Origin of the sequence: Enterobacter sp. Tr-810 (assembly GCF_011752765.1) — a bacterium.
In the GTDB taxonomy this organism is placed as follows: Bacteria; Pseudomonadota; Gammaproteobacteria; order Enterobacterales; family Enterobacteriaceae; genus Enterobacter; species Enterobacter soli.
Window position 1 is genome coordinate 1 of sequence record NZ_VWWW01000008.1, and the last position, 20,106, is coordinate 20,106.

15 protein-coding genes and 1 rRNA gene are annotated in these 20,106 nt (G+C 54.5%); 12 read left to right on the plus strand and 4 right to left on the minus strand.

Annotation, left to right across the window (positions count from 1 at the left end):
* Positions 1 to 4: 4 nt before the first annotated feature.
* The 5 genes from rrf (at position 5) to aceK (ending at position 6,481) form a co-directional block, all read left to right on the plus strand.
* Positions 5 to 120, plus strand: a 5S ribosomal RNA gene (rrf, locus tag F3J30_RS19210).
* 432 nt (positions 121 to 552) lie between these two features.
* Positions 553 to 1,482, plus strand: a complete 930-nt coding sequence (gene metA / locus F3J30_RS19215; RefSeq protein WP_014068469.1) for a homoserine O-succinyltransferase — start codon at positions 553 to 555, stop codon at positions 1,480 to 1,482.
* 270 nt (positions 1,483 to 1,752) lie between these two features.
* The gene (aceB, locus tag F3J30_RS19220; protein WP_166718242.1) at positions 1,753 to 3,354 is read left to right on the plus strand and encodes a malate synthase A; all 1,602 of its coding nucleotides are present in this window, start codon (positions 1,753 to 1,755) and stop codon (positions 3,352 to 3,354) included.
* 31 nt (positions 3,355 to 3,385) lie between these two features.
* Positions 3,386 to 4,690: an isocitrate lyase gene (aceA, locus tag F3J30_RS19225; protein ID WP_168714508.1), complete on the plus strand. Its 1,305-nt coding sequence runs from the start codon at positions 3,386 to 3,388 to the stop codon at positions 4,688 to 4,690.
* A 51-nt stretch (positions 4,691 to 4,741) separates the two neighbouring features.
* Positions 4,742 to 6,481, plus strand: coding sequence for a bifunctional isocitrate dehydrogenase kinase/phosphatase (aceK, locus tag F3J30_RS19230; protein ID WP_166718243.1), 1,740 nt, complete (start codon positions 4,742 to 4,744; stop codon positions 6,479 to 6,481).
* Positions 6,482 to 6,549: 68 nt separating this feature from the next.
* Here aceK and iclR read toward each other — a convergent pair whose 3' ends face one another.
* Positions 6,550 to 7,377, minus strand: coding sequence for a glyoxylate bypass operon transcriptional repressor IclR (iclR, locus tag F3J30_RS19235; protein ID WP_166718244.1), 828 nt, complete (start codon positions 7,375 to 7,377; stop codon positions 6,550 to 6,552).
* 194 nt (positions 7,378 to 7,571) lie between these two features.
* On the opposite strand from iclR, the gene metH reads away from it, so the two are divergent.
* The 5 genes from metH (at position 7,572) to rluF (ending at position 14,736) form a co-directional block, all read left to right on the plus strand.
* Complete coding sequence (gene metH, locus F3J30_RS19240; RefSeq protein ID WP_166718245.1) at positions 7,572 to 11,255, plus strand: methionine synthase; 3,684 nt, start codon at positions 7,572 to 7,574, stop codon at positions 11,253 to 11,255.
* Between the two features lie 216 nt (positions 11,256 to 11,471).
* Positions 11,472 to 13,103 (plus strand): Na/Pi cotransporter family protein, encoded by a 1,632-nt coding sequence (locus F3J30_RS19245; RefSeq protein ID WP_166718246.1) that lies wholly within the window; start codon positions 11,472 to 11,474, stop codon positions 13,101 to 13,103.
* 95 nt (positions 13,104 to 13,198) lie between these two features.
* Positions 13,199 to 13,492, plus strand: a complete 294-nt coding sequence (locus F3J30_RS19250) for a type II toxin-antitoxin system CcdA family antitoxin (RefSeq protein ID WP_166718247.1) — start codon at positions 13,199 to 13,201, stop codon at positions 13,490 to 13,492.
* Positions 13,492 to 13,809 (plus strand): CcdB family protein, encoded by a 318-nt coding sequence (locus F3J30_RS19255; RefSeq protein WP_166718248.1) that lies wholly within the window; start codon positions 13,492 to 13,494, stop codon positions 13,807 to 13,809. Before F3J30_RS19250 ends, F3J30_RS19255 begins: the two co-directional genes overlap by 1 nt.
* Before the next feature lie 54 nt (positions 13,810 to 13,863).
* The gene (rluF, locus tag F3J30_RS19260; protein ID WP_166718249.1) at positions 13,864 to 14,736 is read left to right on the plus strand and encodes a 23S rRNA pseudouridine(2604) synthase RluF; all 873 of its coding nucleotides are present in this window, start codon (positions 13,864 to 13,866) and stop codon (positions 14,734 to 14,736) included.
* On the opposite strand, the gene F3J30_RS19265 is transcribed toward rluF, so the two are convergent.
* The 3 genes from F3J30_RS19265 to lysC all read right to left on the minus strand — a co-directional run bounded on the left by F3J30_RS19265 (position 14,737) and on the right by lysC (position 17,447).
* Positions 14,737 to 15,009 (minus strand): DUF3811 domain-containing protein, encoded by a 273-nt coding sequence (locus F3J30_RS19265; RefSeq protein ID WP_166718250.1) that lies wholly within the window; start codon positions 15,007 to 15,009, stop codon positions 14,737 to 14,739.
* 50 nt (positions 15,010 to 15,059) lie between these two features.
* Positions 15,060 to 16,004 carry a ketopantoate/pantoate/pantothenate transporter PanS gene (gene panS / locus F3J30_RS19270; RefSeq protein WP_166718251.1) on the minus strand — a complete coding sequence of 315 codons (945 nt, stop codon included), beginning with the start codon at positions 16,002 to 16,004 and terminating at the stop codon, positions 15,060 to 15,062.
* A gap of 93 nt (positions 16,005 to 16,097) precedes the next feature.
* Entirely contained in the window at positions 16,098 to 17,447 is a 1,350-nt protein-coding gene (gene lysC, locus F3J30_RS19275; RefSeq protein ID WP_166718252.1) for a lysine-sensitive aspartokinase 3, read from the minus strand.
* 374 nt (positions 17,448 to 17,821) lie between these two features.
* On the opposite strand from lysC, the gene pgi reads away from it, so the two are divergent.
* Both pgi and yjbE read left to right on the plus strand, forming a co-directional pair.
* Positions 17,822 to 19,471, plus strand: a complete 1,650-nt coding sequence (gene pgi, locus F3J30_RS19280) for a glucose-6-phosphate isomerase (protein ID WP_166718253.1) — start codon at positions 17,822 to 17,824, stop codon at positions 19,469 to 19,471.
* A gap of 366 nt (positions 19,472 to 19,837) precedes the next feature.
* A complete protein-coding gene (yjbE, locus tag F3J30_RS19285) occupies positions 19,838 to 20,080 on the plus strand; it encodes an exopolysaccharide production protein YjbE (RefSeq protein WP_013095034.1) in 243 nt (80 codons plus the stop codon).
* Positions 20,081 to 20,106 lie beyond the last annotated feature (26 nt).

Below are 20,106 nucleotides of genomic sequence, written 5' to 3' on the forward strand. Positions count from 1 at the left end.
TTTGCCTGGCGGCTTTAGCGCGGTGGTCCCACCTGACCCCATGCCGAACTCAGAAGTGAAACGCCGTAGCGCCGATGGTAGTGTGGGGTCTCCCCATGTGAGAGTAGGGAACTGCCAGGCATCAAATAAAATGAAAGGCCCAGTCGAAAGACTGGGCCTTTTGTTTTACGTGTTGTTTGTCGGTGAATGCTCTCCTGAGTAGGACAAATCCGCCGGGAGCGGATTTGAACAGCACGGAGTGCTGCCCGCAGGGTGCCGGGCAGGACGCCCGGCATACAACTGCCAGGCATCAAATAAGAAGAACCCCGTACCGAAAGGTGCGGGGTTTTTTGCTTTGCGCGCTAAAAAATGCCGGGTGGCGCTGCGCTTACCGGGCCTGCAAAACCGCAGGCCGGGTAAGGCGAAGCCGCCACCCGGCAATGTGGACCGCACGATCCTTCCTTGAAACTTTCTCACCTTTCACTTGCAGACTCGACATTCAGGCCATTTCTGCGTATCGTTAGCTGTCTGGATGTCTAAACGTTTATACGTATGCTGTGAGGATATAAGGTTATGCCGATTCGGGTGCAGGACGAGCTACCAGCCGTCAATTTCTTACGTGAAGAAAATGTCTTCGTAATGACAGCTTCACGTGCAACAGGTCAGGAAATTCGCCCGCTGAAGGTGCTTATTCTCAATCTGATGCCGAAAAAGATCGAAACAGAGAATCAGTTCCTGCGTCTGCTGTCGAACTCGCCGCTTCAGGTGGATATCCAGCTGCTGCGTATCGATGCCCGTGAGTCGCGCAACACCCCTTCTGAGCATCTGAACAACTTCTACTGTAACTTTGATGATATCCGCGACGAAAACTTCGATGGCTTGATTGTGACTGGCGCACCGCTGGGTCTGGTGGAGTTTAATGATGTCGCCTACTGGCCGCAGATCAAACAGGTGCTGGAGTGGGCAAAAGATCACGTCACCTCCACACTCTTTGTCTGTTGGGCGGTACAAGCCGCACTGAATATTCTGTATGGCATCCCCAAACAAACCCGCACTGAAAAGCTCTCTGGCGTATACGAACACCACATTCTTCATCCTCATGCGCTGCTGACGCGTGGTTTCGATGACTCCTTCCTCGCTCCGCATTCCCGCTACGCCGATTTCCCGGCGCAGTTGATCCGTGATTACACCGATCTCGAGATCCTGGCGGAAACGGAAGACGGAGATGCCTACCTGTTTGCCAGCAAAGACAAACGTATCGCGTTTGTGACCGGGCATCCTGAGTACGATCCAAACACCCTCGCAGCGGAGTTTTTCCGTGATGTTGAAGCCGGTTTGAGCCCGGAAGTTCCTTATAACTATTTCCCAAAAGACGACCCGCAAAACAAGCCTCGGGCCACCTGGCGCAGCCATGGAAATCTGCTCTTCACTAACTGGCTCAACTATTACGTCTACCAAATCACGCCATACGATCTGCGCCACATGAATCCGACGCTGGAGTAATTCACTACTCCGGACGATCCTAAAGCGTTTCAGCTATTCAGATCAGGCACCTTCGGGTGCCTTTTCTATTTCCGAAATAACACTCAACATCGATAAAAACTTTAACTCCATATTAATCAGCATGTTGCATTCAATTAATAATTAAAATGGAAATTGTTTTTGATTTTGGAAAAATTATAGATAGTCTTAATTCTGCTGAGCGAAAACCACACAACGATCTTTCGCTCGCATTGGGGGAGTGTTTTTGGATCTTTGATGAGGAGCAGAATAATGACTCAACAGGCAACCACGGCCGATGAACTGGCCTTTAACCAGCCACATGGCGAACAAGAACAGCAAATCTTAACGCCAGAAGCCATCGAATTCCTGACCGAGCTGGTGACCCGCTTTACGCCAAAGCGCAATAAACTGCTGGCGGCACGCATCCATCAACAGCAGGAAATTGACGATGGAAAGTTGCCTGGGTTTATTTCGGAAACCGCTTCCATTCGACGTAGCGACTGGACAATCCGTGGCATTCCTGAAGATTTGCAGGATCGTCGCGTCGAGATCACCGGCCCGGTAGAACGCAAAATGGTGATTAACGCCATGAATGCTAACGTTAAAGTCTTCATGGCCGATTTTGAAGATTCTCTGGCTCCGGACTGGAGAAAAGTCATCGACGGGCAAATCAACCTTCGTGATGCCGTGAACGGCACCATCAGCTATACCAACGAAGCCGGGAAAATCTACCAGCTCAAACCGAATCCGGCTGTTCTGATTTGCCGTGTACGTGGCCTGCATCTGCCTGAAAAGCATGTCACCTGGCGCGGTGAAGCCATCCCTGGCAGCCTGTTCGATTTTGCCCTCTATTTCTTCCACAACTACAAAAGCTTGTTGGCGAAAGGCAGCGGCCCCTATTTCTACCTGCCAAAAACTCAGGCCTGGCAGGAAGCGGCCTGGTGGAGTGAAGTCTTTAGCTATGCAGAGGATCGTTTCGACCTGCCGCGCGGCACCATCAAAGCCACGCTGTTAATTGAAACGCTGCCGGCGGTCTTCCAGATGAACGAAATTCTGCACGCGCTGCGCGACCACATTGTTGGCCTGAACTGTGGACGCTGGGATTACATCTTTAGCTACATCAAAACCCTGAAAAATCACCCCGACCGCGTGCTGCCGGATCGTCAGGTTGTCACCATGGACAAACCGTTCCTCAGCGCCTATTCGCGTCTGCTGATTAAGACCTGCCACAAGCGCGGTGCGTTTGCGATGGGTGGTATGGCGGCATTTATTCCAAGCAAAGATGCCGAGCGAAACAACCAGGTGCTCAACAAGGTGAAAGCCGATAAAGAGCTGGAAGCACGTAACGGCCACGACGGCACGTGGATTGCACACCCGGGCCTGGCCGATACGGCGATGGAGGTGTTCAACCGCGTACTGGGCGACAAAAAAAACCAGCTGTTTGTCACGCGCGAAGAGGATGCGCCAACCGCAGAAGAGCAGCTGCTGGCGCCGTGTACGGGTGAACGCACCGAAGAGGGGATGCGCGCCAATATTCGCGTTGCCGTGCAGTACATCGAAGCGTGGATCTCCGGTAACGGCTGCGTGCCAATCTACGGTCTGATGGAAGATGCCGCCACGGCGGAGATCTCCCGCACCTCTATCTGGCAGTGGATCCATCACCAAAAAACGCTCAGCAACGGCAAGCCGGTAACCAAATCCTTGTTCCGTCAGATGCTGGCCGAAGAGATGCTGGTTATCCAGGACGAACTGGGCGAGCACCGCTTCAGCAGCGGGCGTTTTGACGACGCTGCGCGCCTGATGGAGCAAATCACCACATCAGATGACTTAATCGACTTCCTCACCCTGCCAGGCTACCGCCTGCTTGCGTAATCCACCACATAACAATATGGAGCATCTGCACATGAAAACACGTACCCAACAGATCGAAGAATTACAAAAAGAGTGGACACAGCCGCGCTGGGAAGGTATTCGTCGCCCTTACAGCGCCGAGGAAGTGGTGAAATTACGTGGCTCGGTCAACCCGGAGTGCACGCTGGCGCAGCTGGGTGCGGCCAAAATGTGGCGTCTGCTGCATGGCGGCTCTAAAAAAGGCTACATCAACAGCCTGGGGGCGCTGACGGGTGGTCAGGCGCTGCAACAGGCGAAGGCGGGTATTGAGGCGGTTTACCTGTCGGGCTGGCAGGTGGCGGCGGATGCCAACCTCGCCTCCAGTATGTACCCGGATCAATCGCTCTATCCGGCAAACTCTGTGCCGTCAGTGGTGGATCGGATCAACAACACCTTCCGTCGTGCGGATCAGATCCAATGGTCTGCGGGCATTGAGCCAAACGATCCGCGTTTTGTGGATTACTTCCTGCCGATCGTCGCCGATGCGGAAGCCGGTTTCGGTGGCGTGCTGAATGCCTTTGAGCTGATGAAATCGATGATTGAGGCCGGTGCAGCGGCCGTACACTTCGAAGATCAGCTGGCATCGGTGAAGAAGTGTGGACATATGGGCGGTAAAGTGCTGGTGCCGACCCAGGAAGCGATTCAGAAACTGGTTGCAGCGCGTCTGGCTGCGGATGTTCTGGGTGTCCCAACGCTGGTGATTGCCCGTACCGATGCAGACGCGGCTGACCTGATCACCTCTGACTGCGACCCGTACGATAGCGAGTTCATTACCGGCGAGCGTACCAGCGAAGGCTTCTACCGCACCCATGCTGGCATTGAACAGGCTATCAGCCGCGGTCTGGCCTATGCACCGTATGCAGACCTGGTGTGGTGTGAAACCTCGACACCGGATCTGGCGCTGGCAAAACGCTTTGCCGATGCTATTCATGCGAAATACCCCGGAAAACTGCTGGCCTATAACTGTTCACCATCCTTCAACTGGCAGAAGAATCTGGACGATAAAACGATCGCCAGCTTCCAGCAGCAGCTGTCGGATATGGGCTACAAATACCAGTTCATCACCCTGGCAGGTATTCACAGTATGTGGTTCAACATGTTCGACCTGGCCCACGCTTATGCGCAGGGCGAGGGCATGAAGCACTATGTTGAGAAAGTACAACAGCCAGAGTTCGAGGCTGGTAAAGAGGGCTATACCTTCGTTTCTCACCAGCAGGAGGTGGGAACAGGCTACTTCGATAAAGTCACCACCATCATTCAGGGGGGCGCCTCCTCTGTGACGGCCTTAACGGGATCGACGGAAGAAGCACAGTTCTGATGTTTTCCCCCTCTCCCCTGTGGGGAGAGGGTTGGGGTGAGGGGGAATAAGATGTCGCGTGGCCTGGAATTATTGATTGCACAAACCATCCTGCAAGGCTTTGACGCGCAGTATGGTCGTTTTCTGGAAGTGACGTCCGGCGCACAGCAGCGTTTTGAACACGCCGACTGGCACGCCGTTCAGCAGGCCATGAAACAGCGTATCCACCTTTACGATCACCACGTGGGTCTGGTGGTGGAACAGCTGCGCTGTATAACCGATGGCAAAAGCCCTGATGCGGCTTTTTTGCTGCGCGTTAAAGAGCACTACACCCATTTATTACCCGATTACCCGCGCTTCGAAATTGCGGAGAGCTTTTTTAACTCTGTCTATTGCCGGTTATTTGACCACCGCTCGTTATCTCCCGAGCGGTTATTTATTTTCAGCTCCCAGCCCGAGCGCCGTTTTCGTACCATCCCGCGACCGTTGGCGAAAGACTTCTTTCCCGATAACGGCTGGGCGTCTCTGCTACACCGCGTGTTAACCGATTTACCGCTGCGCTTGCCCTGGCAGAACAAAACCAGAGACATCGGTTTTATCATCGCGCATCTCGGTGAAACGTTCGGTGAAGAGGTACTCGCTCACAGCCATCTTCACGTTGCGAATGAGCTTTTTTACCGTAATAAAGCCGCCTGGCTGGTCGGCAAACTGATTACGCCCACCGCTACCGTACCGTTCCTGCTGCCCATTCACCGCAGCGATGAGGGCGAGCTGTTTGTCGATACCTGCCTGACAACCAGCGCCGAGGCCAGCATTGTGTTTGGTTTTGCCCGTTCTTATTTCATGGTGTATGCACCGTTGCCAGCGGCTCTGGTGGAGTGGCTGCGTGAGATCCTGCCGGGGAAAACCACCGCCGAGCTGTATATGGCGATTGGCTGTCAGAAGCACGCCAAAACCGAAAGCTACCGGGAATATCTGCACTACATCTCCACGGCTGATGAGCAGTTTATCGAAGCCCCTGGTATTCGCGGGATGGTGATGCTGGTGTTTACCCTGCCAGGCTTTGATCGGGTATTTAAAGTTATCAAAGACAAGTTCGCGCCACAGAAAGAGATGACTGCCGCCCATGTCCGGGCCTGCTATCAGCTGGTGAAAGAACACGACCGCGTCGGGCGCATGGCGGACACCCAGGAGTTCGAAAACTTTGTGCTGGATAAGCAGCAGATTGACCCGGCGCTCATGGCGCTTTTGCTTCAGGAAGCTCCGGGTAAGATAACCGACCTGGGCGATAAAATTGTCATCAGCCACCTCTACATAGAGCGCCGCATGGTGCCGCTGAATATCTGGCTGGAGCAGTCGGAAGGGCAAGGATTACGGGATGCCATTGAAGAGTACGGCAATGCTATCCGCCAGCTTGCCGCCGCCAATATCTTCCCGGGCGACATGCTGTTTAAAAACTTTGGCGTCACCCGTCACGGGCGTGTGGTGTTCTACGATTACGATGAAATTTGCTATATGACCGAAGTGAATTTCCGCGACATACCGCCGCCGCGCTACCCGGAAGACGAGATGGCCAGCGAGCCGTGGTATAGCGTCTCGCCGGGGGATGTTTTTCCGGAGGAGTTTCGTCACTGGCTCTGTGCTGACCCGCGCATCGGGCCGTTATTTGAAGAGATGCACGACGACCTGTTCCATGCCAGCTACTGGCGTGGACTGCAAACGCGGATTAAGAACGGGCACGTGGAGGATGTGTACGCTTACCGGCGTAAGCAGCGGTTTAGCATCAGATTTTCTCCCTCTCCCGCAGGGTGAGGTCATCATGTTTTCTCCCTCTCCCTGTGGGAGAGGGTCGGGGTGAGGGCATCAGGTCGCACTCAATCCTAGCGAATCCCACCGTACGCCAGCGTCACCTCTTTTGCCGCCTTAATCACCAGCGCACCCAGCTCGGTTACCCGGTCATCGGTCATGCGGGAGATGGGCCCGGAGATGGAGATGGCCGCAAACGGTTCGCGGTGCTCGTCAAAAATACAGGCCGCGAGGCAGCGCAGGCCGAGCGCGTGTTCTTCATCATCAAACGAATAGCCACGCTTGCGCGTCAGGGCTAAATCTTCTTTCAGATGGACGGGGGAAACCAGCGTCGCATGGGTGTAGGCGTACAGCCCTTTGCGGTGCAATAAGCCGGTTACCTGTTCTTCGCTCAGCTGCGAGAGAAACGCTTTGCCCGCCCCGGAGGCATGCATCGGCAGTTTGCCGCCAATGGGGGCAGACATACGCATCAGCTGGGTACATTGTACCTGGTCGATGATGATCGCCTGATGGTCGCTCTGGTCCAGAACGGCCAGGTTCACTGTTTCACCGGACTCTTCCATTAGCTTGCGCAGAATAGGGTGCACAATGGCCAGCAGGTTACGGCTTTGCAGGAAGCTACTGCCGACGATAAACGCATGTGCGCCCACCGCCCAGTGCCCCAGTTCGCCCACCTGACGCACAAAGCCCAGCTGCTGCATGGTGGTGAGCAGGCGGTGAGTGGTGGAGTTTGGCAGGCCAGCCTGTTGCGCCAGCTCCGTCAGGGCCACGCTACTGTGCGACTCGGCTATCCATTCCAGCAGCTTCAGACCGCGAGTCAGCGATTGAACCTGTCCGCCCTGTTGTGTGGCGGTGGTGGCAGCAGGTTTTCTGCCGCGTTTAGCGGGAACGGTAGCGACCATGACGATCTCCTTTTTCTGTATCGTGGAAATCATTTTCGTTTTATTTGCTGGTTTTGCAACCGTTATCCTGACTGATCGGATGAGTGATAGTGAACATGTCTCATGTTACCGCTGTGTGACTTTTCCACCCTGCCAGATTATGCCAGTATGGACTGCTGGCCTTTTGGCCTGGTTGAGCGTTGTCGGGAGCAAGTGTGAGCAGCAAAGTAGAGCAACTGCGTGCGCAGTTAAATGAACGAATTCTGGTGCTGGACGGCGGCATGGGCACCATGATCCAGGGCTATCGTCTGAGTGAAGACGATTTCCGCGGCGAGCGTTTTGCCGACTGGCCATGTGACCTGAAAGGGAACAACGACCTGTTGGTGTTAAGCAAGCCGCAAGTGATTGCGGATATCCACAACGCCTATTTTGAAGCGGGTGCGGATATCGTTGAAACCAACACCTTTAACTCGACAACTATCGCCATGGCGGATTACCAGATGGAATCCCTGTCGGCGGAAATCAACTTTGCCGCTGCGAAGCTGGCGCGCGCCTGTGCAGACGAATGGACGGCCCGCACGCCGGATAAACCACGCTACGTTGCCGGGGTACTTGGCCCGACAAACCGCACGGCGTCGATTTCACCTGACGTGAACGACCCCGCGTTTCGTAATATTAGCTTCGACCAGCTGGTGGCCGCGTACCGCGAATCCACAAAAGCGCTGGTGGAAGGCGGTTCCGATCTGATCCTGATTGAAACAGTATTCGATACCCTCAACGCCAAAGCTGCAATTTACGCGGTGAAAGAGGAGTTCGAAGCGCTGGGCGTTGACCTGCCGATCATGATTTCCGGCACCATTACCGATGCCTCCGGCCGTACCTTGTCCGGCCAGACAACTGAAGCCTTTTATAACTCACTGCGCCACGCCGAAGCGCTCTCCTTCGGCCTGAACTGCGCGCTGGGGCCTGATGAACTGCGTCAGTACGTGCAGGAACTCTCGCGTATTGCGGAATGCTACGTCACCGCCCACCCGAACGCCGGTCTGCCAAACGCCTTTGGTGAATACGATCTGGATGCCGACACCATGGCGGCGCAAATCCGCGAGTGGGCCGAGTCAGGCTTCCTGAATATCGTGGGTGGCTGTTGCGGTACCACGCCAGAACATATCGCGGCCATGAGCAATGCGGTAGCCGGCTTGCCGCCGCGCAAGCTGCCAGAGCTGCCCGTCGCCTGCCGTTTGTCTGGCCTTGAGCCGCTGACCATCGGCGACGATAGCCTGTTTGTGAACGTCGGTGAACGTACAAACGTCACCGGTTCCGCGAAGTTCAAACGCCTGATTAAAGAAGAGAAGTACAGCGAAGCGCTGGACGTTGCCCGCCAGCAGGTTGAAAGCGGCGCACAAATTATCGATATCAACATGGATGAGGGGATGCTAGACGCCGAAGCGGCGATGGTGCGTTTCCTCAACCTGATTGCCGGCGAGCCGGACATCGCCCGCGTACCGATTATGATTGACTCCTCGAAGTGGGAGGTCATCGAAAAAGGGCTGAAATGTATTCAGGGTAAAGGCATAGTGAACTCCATCTCGATGAAAGAGGGGATCGATATCTTTATCCATCACGCGAAGCTGGTACGCCGTTACGGCGCAGCCGTGGTGGTCATGGCCTTTGATGAAGTCGGCCAGGCCGACACCCGCGAGCGCAAGATTGAGATTTGCCGCCGTGCATACAAAATTTTGACCGAAGAGGTGGGCTTCCCGCCGGAAGACATCATCTTCGACCCGAACATCTTCGCGGTGGCGACCGGGATTGAAGAGCACAACAACTACGCCCAGGACTTTATCGGTGCCTGTGAGGACATCAAACGCGAGCTGCCACATGCGCTGATCTCCGGCGGTGTGTCGAACGTGTCGTTCTCATTCCGTGGTAACGACCCGGTGCGTGAAGCTATCCACGCCGTATTCCTTTACTACGCTATCCGTAACGGGATGGATATGGGGATCGTGAATGCCGGGCAGCTGGCGATTTACGACGACCTGCCGGCAGAACTGCGCGATGCGGTGGAAGACGTTATCCTCAACCGTCGTGATGATGCCACCGAGCGAATGCTGGATCTGGCTGAAAAATACCGTGGCAGCAAATCGGATGAAGCGGTCAACGTTCAGCAGGCCGAATGGCGCTCCTGGGATGTGAGAAAGCGTCTGGAATATTCGCTGGTTAAAGGGATTACCGAGTTTATCGAACTGGATACCGAAGAAGCGCGTCTCCAGTCCGCACGCCCGATTGAAGTAATCGAAGGTCCGCTGATGGACGGCATGAACGTGGTCGGTGACCTGTTCGGCGAGGGCAAAATGTTCCTGCCACAGGTGGTGAAATCCGCCCGCGTGATGAAGCAGGCGGTGGCCTACCTTGAACCCTTTATCGAAGCCAGCAAAGAGAAAGGCTCCAGCAACGGGAAAATGGTCATCGCCACCGTAAAAGGCGATGTTCACGACATCGGCAAGAATATCGTCGGCGTGGTGTTGCAGTGTAATAACTACGAAATTATCGATCTTGGCGTGATGGTGCCTGCGGACAAAATCCTCAAAACCGCACGTGAGGTTAACGCCGACCTGATTGGCCTTTCCGGGCTGATCACCCCGTCACTGGACGAGATGGTCAACGTGGCGAAAGAGATGGAGCGTCAGGGCTTTACCATTCCGCTGCTGATTGGCGGAGCGACCACCTCTAAAGCGCATACCGCGGTGAAAATCGAGCAGAACTACAGTGGCCCGACGGTCTACGTGCAAAACGCCTCGCGTACCGTGGGGGTTGTCTCTTCGCTGCTATCCGCCACGCAGCACGATGATTTTGTGGCACGTACCCGCAAAGAGTACGAAACCGTCCGTATTCAGCACGCGCGTAAAAAGCCCCGCACGCCGCCGGTTACGCTACAGGCCGCGCGTGATAACGATCTGGCGTTCGACTGGTCCAGCTATACGCCGCCGGTTGCGCACCGTCTGGGCGTGCAGGATGTGACGGCCAGTATTGAAACGCTGCGTAACTACATCGACTGGACGCCTTTCTTTATGACCTGGTCGCTGGCGGGAAAATACCCGCGCATCCTCGAAGACGAAGTGGTGGGTGAAGAAGCACAGCGCCTGTTCAAAGATGCGAACGAGATGCTCGATATGCTGAGCGCGGAGAAAACCCTCAACCCGCGTGGCGTGGTGGGGCTGTTCCCGGCAAACCGCGTGGGCGACGATGTTGAAATCTATCGTGATGAAACCCGCACCCATGTGCTGGCTGTGAGCCGCCATCTGCGCCAGCAAACCGAGAAAGTGGGTTTTGCGAACTACTGTCTGGCCGATTTCGTGGCACCGAAGCTTTCCGGTAAAGCCGATTACATCGGCGCATTTGCCGTCACCGGTGGTCTGGAAGAAGATGCGCTGGCGGATGCGTTCGAAGCGCAGCACGATGATTACAACAAAATCATGGTGAAAGCGATTGCCGACCGTCTGGCGGAGGCTTTCGCGGAGTACCTGCACGAGCGCGTGCGTAAGGTGCACTGGGGTTACGCGGCCAATGAAAACCTCAGCAACGAGGAGTTAATCCGCGAAAACTACCAGGGCATTCGCCCGGCCCCGGGCTACCCGGCCTGCCCGGAACACACCGAGAAGGGCACCATCTGGGAGCTGCTGGATGTGGAAACACACACCGGCATGAAGCTGACCGAATCCTTCGCCATGTGGCCTGGGGCATCAGTTTCTGGTTGGTACTTCAGTCACCCGGACAGCAAGTACTTTGCCGTGGCCCAGCTTCAGCGCGATCAGATAGAAGATTATGCGCAGCGTAAAGGGATGAGCGTTTCAGAAGTGGAGCGCTGGTTAGCGCCGAATTTAGGCTACGACGCGGACTAAGGTCACTTTTCCTTACAACAAACAGGGCGCTCATTGGGCGCCCTGTCTCTTTCTTACGTTTAAACCCTTATACTGAAAGAAGGTTCTTTCCACATCACCCGGTGGGATTTGCTTACCGGGCCTGTGCGTAGGCCGGATAAGGCGTAGCCGCCATCCGGCAAAACAACGCGCGCTGAACCTCAGGAAAATCGATAACGATAAGGAGGACCCCCTTCTGTGCTGACTCTGTTACACCTGCTCTCCGCAGTGGCATTGCTGGTATGGGGCACACATATTGTCCGTACCGGTGTGATGCGCGTATTCGGTGCGCGCCTACGAACCGTTCTCAGCAGCAGCGTTGAGAAGAAACCGCTCGCCTTCTGTGCGGGCATCGGCGTGACGGCGCTGGTGCAAAGCAGTAACGCCACCACCATGCTTGTCACCTCGTTTGTGGCACAGGATCTGGTGGCGCTCACGCCTGCGCTGGTGATTGTGCTGGGTGCCGATGTGGGGACTGCGCTGATGGCGCGTATCCTGACGTTCGATCTGTCGTGGTTGTCGCCGTTGCTGATTTTTATCGGCGTTATCTTCTTCCTGGGCCGTAAGCAGACCCGCGCCGGGCAGCTCGGGCGAGTGGGCATTGGCCTGGGGTTGATCCTGCTGGCGCTGGAGCTGATTGTGCAGGCGGTGACGCCCATTACGCAGGCCAATGGCGTGCAGGTTATTTTCGCCTCGTTGACGGGCGATATCATGCTGGATGCGCTGATTGGTGCCGTCTTTGCTATCGTCAGTTATTCAAGCCTGGCCGCCGTGCTGCTGACCGCGACCCTTGCGAGTGCCGGGGCTATCTCGTTCCCGGTGGCACTGTGTCTGGTGATTGGTGCGAACCTTGGCTCTGGCTTGCTGGCGATGCTCAACAACAGTGCCGCCAATGCCGCCGCCCGCCGCGTTGCGCTCGGCAGCCTGCTGTTTAAGCTGGTGGGGAGCCTGATTATTCTGCCGTTTGTTCACCTGCTGGCAGGGATCATGCAAAAGCTGCCTTTGTCGGACGCCGAGCTGGTTATCTATTTCCACGTGTTCTACAACCTGGTGCGCTGTCTGGCGATGGTTCCCTTCGCTGCGCCAATGGCCCGCTTCTGCGAACGCCTTATCCGCGATGAACCTGAACTGGACGCCCGGCTGAAACCGAAGCATCTGGATACCTCTGCGCTGGACACGCCAGCCCTGGCCTTAGCCAATGCCGCCCGCGAAACGCTGCGCATGGGCGATGCGATGGAAACGATGCTGGAGGGGCTGCAAAAGGTCATGCATGGCGAGCCTCGCGAAGAAAAAGAGCTGCGCAGGCTGGCAGATGATATCAACGTGCTTTATACCGCCATCAAGCTCTATCTGGCGAGAATGCCTCAGGACGAGCTGGCGGAAGAGGAGTCGCGCCGGTGGGCGGAAATCATCGAAATGTCCCTCAACCTGGAGCAGGCCTCTGACATCGTCGAACGAATGGGCAGTGAAATAGCCGATAAATCGCTGGCTGCACGTCGTGCATTCTCGGTTGAAGGTCTGAAGGAGCTGGAAGCCCTGCACGAACAGTTGTTGAGTAACCTCAAGCTGGCGATGTTGGTCTTTTTCTCAAGCGATGTGCCAGGTGCACGCCGTTTACGCCGTAATAAACACCGTTTCCGCATTCTTAACCGCCGCTACTCTCATGCGCACGTTGAGCGCCTGCATCAGCAAAACGTGCAAAGCATTGAAACCAGCTCCCTGCACCTGGGGCTGCTGGGCGATATGAAACGTCTTAACTCGTTGTTCTGTTCCGTGGCCTACAGCGTGATGGAACAACCGGATGAAGACGACGAACGGGACGAGTATTAATCTCTGAAAGCGCCTCGCAGAACTGCTTTACGAGGCGTGCTTCCTTTTTAAATGTGTTCTAGCCTGAAAGCCTTACTATTGAGAGGGAATAGAAAGTGCTTGTTTACTACGCTACACTTCGCCAATTCATGCGCATTCCAATGGGGGTTGTCATGCGCGCTGCTAAAGGCATTAAAAAATCGGTCAATGTTTCACTTGCGCCAGAGATTCTGGACGAGGCGCGTAAACTTGAACTCAATCTTTCTGCCGTATTAACGGAAGCATTGCAGGAGAAGTTTCGTGAAAAACATCGTGCTGCGTGGCTGGAAGAAAATAAAGAAGCCATTGAGGCAGTTAACCAATGGGTGGATGAAAACGGCTCTTTCAGCAACTTTCAAAGGTCGTTCTGATGGAGCAATATTTTGCTTATGAGAATGCTGGTAGCGGTAAGGCGGTTTATCCGTGGTTGATCAACATGCAGCATCCCGTTGCGAATGCGATGAAACATGTACTGGTTGCTCCTGCACTTGAATTAAGCCAACTCGGTGGCATTCATCCCCCAGCGAAAGTGTGCCCGGTGGTTGAAATCGCTGGAAAACCTTGTGTGGTGATGATGCATATGATGTCGGGTATCTCCGCAAAAGAGTTAGGTGAGCGCGTGGCGGATCTGACTGATAAAAGGGCTTCTTTGCGGGATGCGCTCGATTTTCTTATCAATGGCTACTAAGGCATTTTTTCTCAGCCACAAGGTAAGGTATATTTCGCCTCTACAGGAGAAACTATGCTGCCAACTCAATCAACCCGATTAAATAAATACATTAGCGAGAGCGGGATCTGCTCACGTCGCGAGGCTGACCGTTACATTGAACAGGGTAACGTGTTCCTCAACGGCAAACGCGCCACCATCGGCGACCAGGTCGTACCTGGCGATGTGGTCAAAGTGAATGGTCAGGTCATCGAACCCCGTGATGCCGAAGACCTGGTGTTTATCGCGTTGAATAAACCGGTTGGTATCGTTAGTACCACGGAAGATGGCGAGCGGGACAACATTGTTGATTTCGTTAACCACAGCAGCCGTATCTTCCCGATTGGTCGTCTGGATAAAGACTCCCAGGGGCTGATTTTTCTCACCAACCACGGCGACCTGGTAAACAAAATTCTGCGTGCCGGAAACGACCACGAGAAAGAGTACATCGTCACGGTGAATAAACCGGTCACTGATGAGTTTATCCGTGGAATGGGTGCCGGCGTGCCGATTCTGGGTACCGTCACCAAAAAGTGTAAGGTGAAGAAAGAAGCTCCGTTCGCGTTTCGCATTACGCTGGTGCAGGGCTTAAACCGCCAGATCCGTCGTATGTGCGAGCACTTTGGTTATGATGTGACGAAGCTGGAGCGCACCCGAATCATGAACGTCAGCCTGTCCGGTATTCCGTTGGGTGAGTGGCGCGATTTAACCGGTGACGAGCTGATTGAGCTGTTTAAGCTGATTGAGGATTCGTCTTCTGAAGCGAAACCAAAAGCGAAAGCCAAACCGAAAACCCAGGCGGTTAAACGCCCGGTGGTGAAAGCCCCGCAGGCAGAAGACAAAGGGCGAGGTAAACCGGCTAACGGAAAACGCTTTACCCAGCCGGGGCGCAAAAAGAAAGGGCGCTAATCAGCGCCGTCCACGGGTAGAGGTATTTGCCGACCAGGAAAACGTCGCCTCTGCATCGGGTTTATAAGCCTGCTGTTTCTTCAACTTGCGGGCTTTTTTTGCCTCTGCTTCACGCTGTACCATCAGTTTGTCGATGTACTCTCTTTTTACCTGATTGGTTTCGCCATTAGTCAGTGTGCGGCCATGGGCGATACGGGCGCGGTCGAGAAGCGTCTTAAGTTCACGCTGCTCGGCTTCCGTCATATCTTGCTGGGTCAATCGTGGTGTCGCCATCGCTGAAGCCTCCTGTGGAAGAGGCTTCAGTGTAAAACAAGTAGCGGCAATTAACCTTGTTTCACCACATCTTTTTTCGGTTGTTCTTCAATAGGTTTGCCAGACCAGTAACCTGCCAGCAGAGAGCCTGAAAGGTTATGCCACACTGAGAACAATGCGCCAGGCAGGGCAGCCAGCGGCGAGAAGTAGATTTTACCTAGTGCCGCGGCCAGGCCAGAGTTTTGCATTCCCACTTCAATCGCCAGCGTGCGGCAGGTGGATTCGTCAAAGCCAAACAGTTTGCCACCCCAGTAACCACCCAGCAGGCCAATGGTGTTATGCAGTACCACTGCAATGATCACCACAAAGCCGACAGACGCAATGTGCGAGGCGGAACCCGCTACCACGGCGCTGATGATTGCCAGAATACAGACCATCGAAAATGCCGGCAGACCGGGTTCGACTGCCTTCACCACACCCGGGAACAGATGGTGGATAATCAGCCCCAGTGCAATCGGGATCACCACGATTTGCAGAATGCTGAGCAGCATCCCCATGACGTCTACCTGAATATGCGCATCCACATACAGGCGGGTTAACAGCGGTGTGGCAATCACGCCTACGAGAGTAGACACGGACGAGATGGTCACGGAGAGCGCAACATCGCCTTTCGCCAGATAGATCATCACGTTGGATGCTGTACCGCTGGCCACGCTGCCGACCAGCACCATCCCGGCGGATAAATCTGGCGGCATCTTAAAGGCCATCGCCAGCAGCCAGGCCGCGAGTGGCATCACCAGATAGTGCAGGAAAATACCCGCAGCGACAGGTGCAGGGCGCGACAGCACGCGTTTAAAGTCGTCAATTTTCAGATGCACGCCCATACCGAACATAATCAGCATCAGCAACGTGGTGACCCAGGGGCCGATGCCCGTGAAGCTGGTGGGGGTGTAATACGCGAGTACAGAGAGCAGCAGTGCCCATAACGGGAACAGCCGGGTGATGGCGGATAACATAGTTAATTCCTTGCAGTATTGTCGTGTTGTTTAGTTATGAAAAAGCCGGGTCTGTGCCCGGCTTATTGATATTGTTTATCGTGCTAACGAATTTTATTCAAACAAATTCTGATGAAGTTTTTGCACGACAAGCTCAGCCTGATCGGCAGGGACGAGGAAGCACAGGTTGTAGCTGGATGCGCCGTAGCAAATCATGCGGATGTTGAACGGGTCGAGCACGCCGAAGACCTCTTTGCCCACGCCACAGGCGCGTGACAGCTTGTTACCGATGATGGCAACCAGCGCCAGGTTCTCTTCCACTTCCACGCGGCACAGTTCAGACAGCTCAATCAACAGCGATTGCGTCAGCAGGGTATCGCCAGTAGAAGTTGAACCAGTGGTGTCCAGCGTCAACGCGACACTCACTTCGGACGTCGTGATCAGGTCTACGGAGATATTGTGGCGCGCCAGGATCCCAAACACTTCTGCCAGGAAGCCGCGGGAGTGCAGCATGTTCAGGCTGTGCAGTGTCACCAGCGTCTGGCGGCGGCGCAGGGCCAGCGCGCGGAACAGCGGCGGGTTCTCGGTTTTTTTGCAGACCAGCGTACCGCCCGCTTTCGGATCTTTGCTGGAGCCAACGAACACCGGAATATCACTGCGAACAGCAGGTAACAGGGTCGCCGGATGCAGCACTTTCGCGCCGAAGGTGGCCATTTCCGCCGCTTCTTCAAACGCGATCACATCAATTCGTTTCGCCGCAGACACCACGCGCGGGTCGGTGGTGTAGATGCCCGGGACATCGGTCCAGATATCCACACGGGTCGCGTGCAGCGCTTCGCCCAGCAGTGCGGCGGTGTAGTCACTGCCACCACGGCCAAGGGTAGTGGTACGGCCTTTCGCTTCGCTACCGATAAAGCCCTGGGTGATCACGATACCCTCAGCAAGACGCGGTGTCAGCTGCTGGGTGGTCAGTTCAGCCAGCACGTCGACGTCCGGCTCGGCGCGGCCAAAGCGGTCGCTGGTGCGCATGATTTTGCGGACATCAAACCACTGCGCCTGAACTTCACGTTCACGCAGGATCTCAACGAACAGCAGGGTAGACATCAGCTCGCCGTGGCTAACCAGTTCGTCAGTCAGGGCAGTAGAGGTTGCCAGCGATGCGGCTTCCGCAAGCGTGGTGATGTTTTCGAGCAGGCGCTCAACTTCTTCGCGGATGACGTTCGGATTCTGCATCCGTTCGAGGATGTTGAACTGAATTTTGCGCAGCGCATCGAGCTTCACGAAACGTTCTGTCGCTTCCAGTCCTTCAGACAGAGAAACCAGCAGGTTCGTCACGCCAGCGGATGCTGAAAGCACCACCAGGCGGGTATTCGGATCGGCTAGCACCACATCGGCGCTGCGGTTCATGGCATCGTAATCAGCCACACTGGTGCCGCCAAACTTAGCGACCACAAAACTCGTCATAACAACCTCGTGTCAGGGAATGAATAAAGCGACCTTGGCACAAGAATGAAACGAAAACAGGTGCAGGCGCAAATACGGCCCTATAAATAAAATGTGGGGGAGGTCCTGTCAATGCTGGGATTATGCGGATTTTTCATGGGGGGGCACCCCTCAGTAACAGGACTTATAACATGCCGCTATTTTATTCTGCAAATCAGGACATTCTGAACGACATTCAACCCCCTCGGGGGCAGGTTTTAGCAGCTATACTTTTCGGGTCTTTTCACCTGCGTTTGATGCAGGCCAGGGCAATGGCATAAAAACCATCACAATTTTTATTTGCAGGCGCTACAATCGACCGCAGTCACAATTCTCAAATCAGAAGAGTATTGCTAATGAAAAACATCAACCCAACGCAGACCGCTGCCTGGCAGGCACTACAGAAACATTTTGATGAAATGAAAGACGTCTCTATCGCGGATCTGTTCGCGAAAGATGCCGATCGTTTCAACAAGTTCTCCGCGACCTTCGACGACCTGATGCTGGTGGACTTCTCCAAAAACCGCATTACCGAAGAGACACTGGCAAAATTGCAGGATCTGGCGAAAGAAACCGCGCTCAGCGATGCGATTAAATCCATGTTCTCTGGCGAGAAGATCAACCGCACCGAAGACCGTGCTGTGCTGCACGTTGCACTGCGTAACCGTAGCAATACTCCAATTATCGTCGATGGCAAAGATGTGATGCCAGAAGTGAACGCGGTACTGGAGAAGATGAAAGCCTTCTCTGAAGCGATCATCTCTGGTAGCTGGAAAGGCTACACCGGTAAAGCCATCACCGACGTGGTGAACATCGGTATCGGTGGTTCTGACCTCGGCCCATTCATGGTCACCGAAGCGCTGCGCCCGTACAAAAACCACCTCAACATGCACTTCGTTTCTAACGTCGATGGCACGCACATCGCTGAAGTGCTGAAGAACGTGAACCCAGAAACCACTCTGTTCCTGGTGGCGTCTAAAACCTTCACCACCCAGGAAACCATGACCAACGCCCACAGCGCGCGTGACTGGTTCCTGGAAACCGCCGGTGACAACAAACACGTCGCGAAACACTTCGCCGCGCTGTCTACCAACGGTAAAGCGGTTGGCGAGTTCGGTATCGACACAGCAAACATGTTCGAGTTCTGGGACTGGGTTGGCGGCCGTTACTCTCTGTGGTCTGCAATCGGTCTGTCCATCATCCTGTCTGTTGGCTTCGACAACTTCGTTGAGCTGCTTTCCGGCGCACATGCGATGGATAAACACTTCGCCTCCACCGCGCCTGAGAAAAACCTGCCAGTACTGCTGGCACTGATCGGTATCTGGTACAACAACTTCTTCGGTGCTGAAACCGAAGCTATCCTGCCATACGACCAGTATATGCACCGCTTTGCTGCCTACTTCCAGCAGGGCAACATGGAATCCAACGGTAAATACGTTGACCGTAACGGCAATGCCGTGGACTACCAGACTGGCCCAATCATCTGGGGCGAGCCTGGCACCAACGGCCAGCACGCGTTCTACCAGCTGATCCACCAGGGCACCAAAATGGTACCGTGCGATTTCATCGCGCCAGCGATTACCCATAACCCGCTGTCGGATCACCATCCGAAACTGCTGTCTAACTTCTTCGCTCAGACTGAAGCGCTGGCGTTCGGCAAGTCTCGTGACGTGGTTGAACAGGAATACCGCGACCAGGGTAAAGATCCGGCGACCCTGGATCACGTTGTGCCGTTCAAAGTGTTCGAAGGCAACCGCCCAACCAACTCCATCCTGCTGCGCGAAATCACTCCGTTCAGCCTGGGTGCGCTGATTGCCCTGTATGAGCACAAAATCTTTACTCAGGGCGCGATCCTGAACATCTTCACCTTTGACCAGTGGGGCGTTGAGCTGGGCAAACAGCTGGCAAACCGCATTCTGCCAGAGCTGGGTGATGACAAAGCGATTAACAGCCACGACAGCTCTACAAACGGTTTGATTAATCGTTATAAAGCATGGCGTGCATAATTAATATGTCATGAAAAATGCCGGCGAAATGCCGGCATTTTTTTATCGGATAATTCCTGATGTCTGTTATTTAACTCAAATTCCCGTGATGAGTTTAATCTGAAAAAGGCCGTTAACCTGTTAATTACTGCGGTTTATTTTAGGAATATACGGAGAATGAAATTGGCATGTTGTTATTATAACTTGCTGAATAAAAATGATTTTATATTAGTTTAATTATTCTCTTTCATCGCAAATATCCAATATTCTGAAAACCTCCCCTCTATTTACCCGTACGACAATCCCTCTGCTTTAGTTGTGTATACTCGATTCCGCTCGAAATTCTTTTTGGGCACATCTCCATTCATTCAATGAAGGGAAATTGTTATGAAGAAAGTACTGTATGGCATTTTTGCCATATCTGCGCTTGCGGCGACATCTGTATATGCGGCTCCGGTTCAGGTCGGGGAAGCGGCAGGGTCGGCAGCGACGTCTGCGTCTGCGGGGAGTTCTACCGCAGCCAGCACCAGCACCGTAAGTTCAGCCGTGGGTGTCGCGCTGGCGGCAACCGGTGGCGGTGATGGCTCCAATACCGGAACCACGACCACCACGACGACCAGCACCCAGTAATACCGGGTGTTTTAATCATAACCACA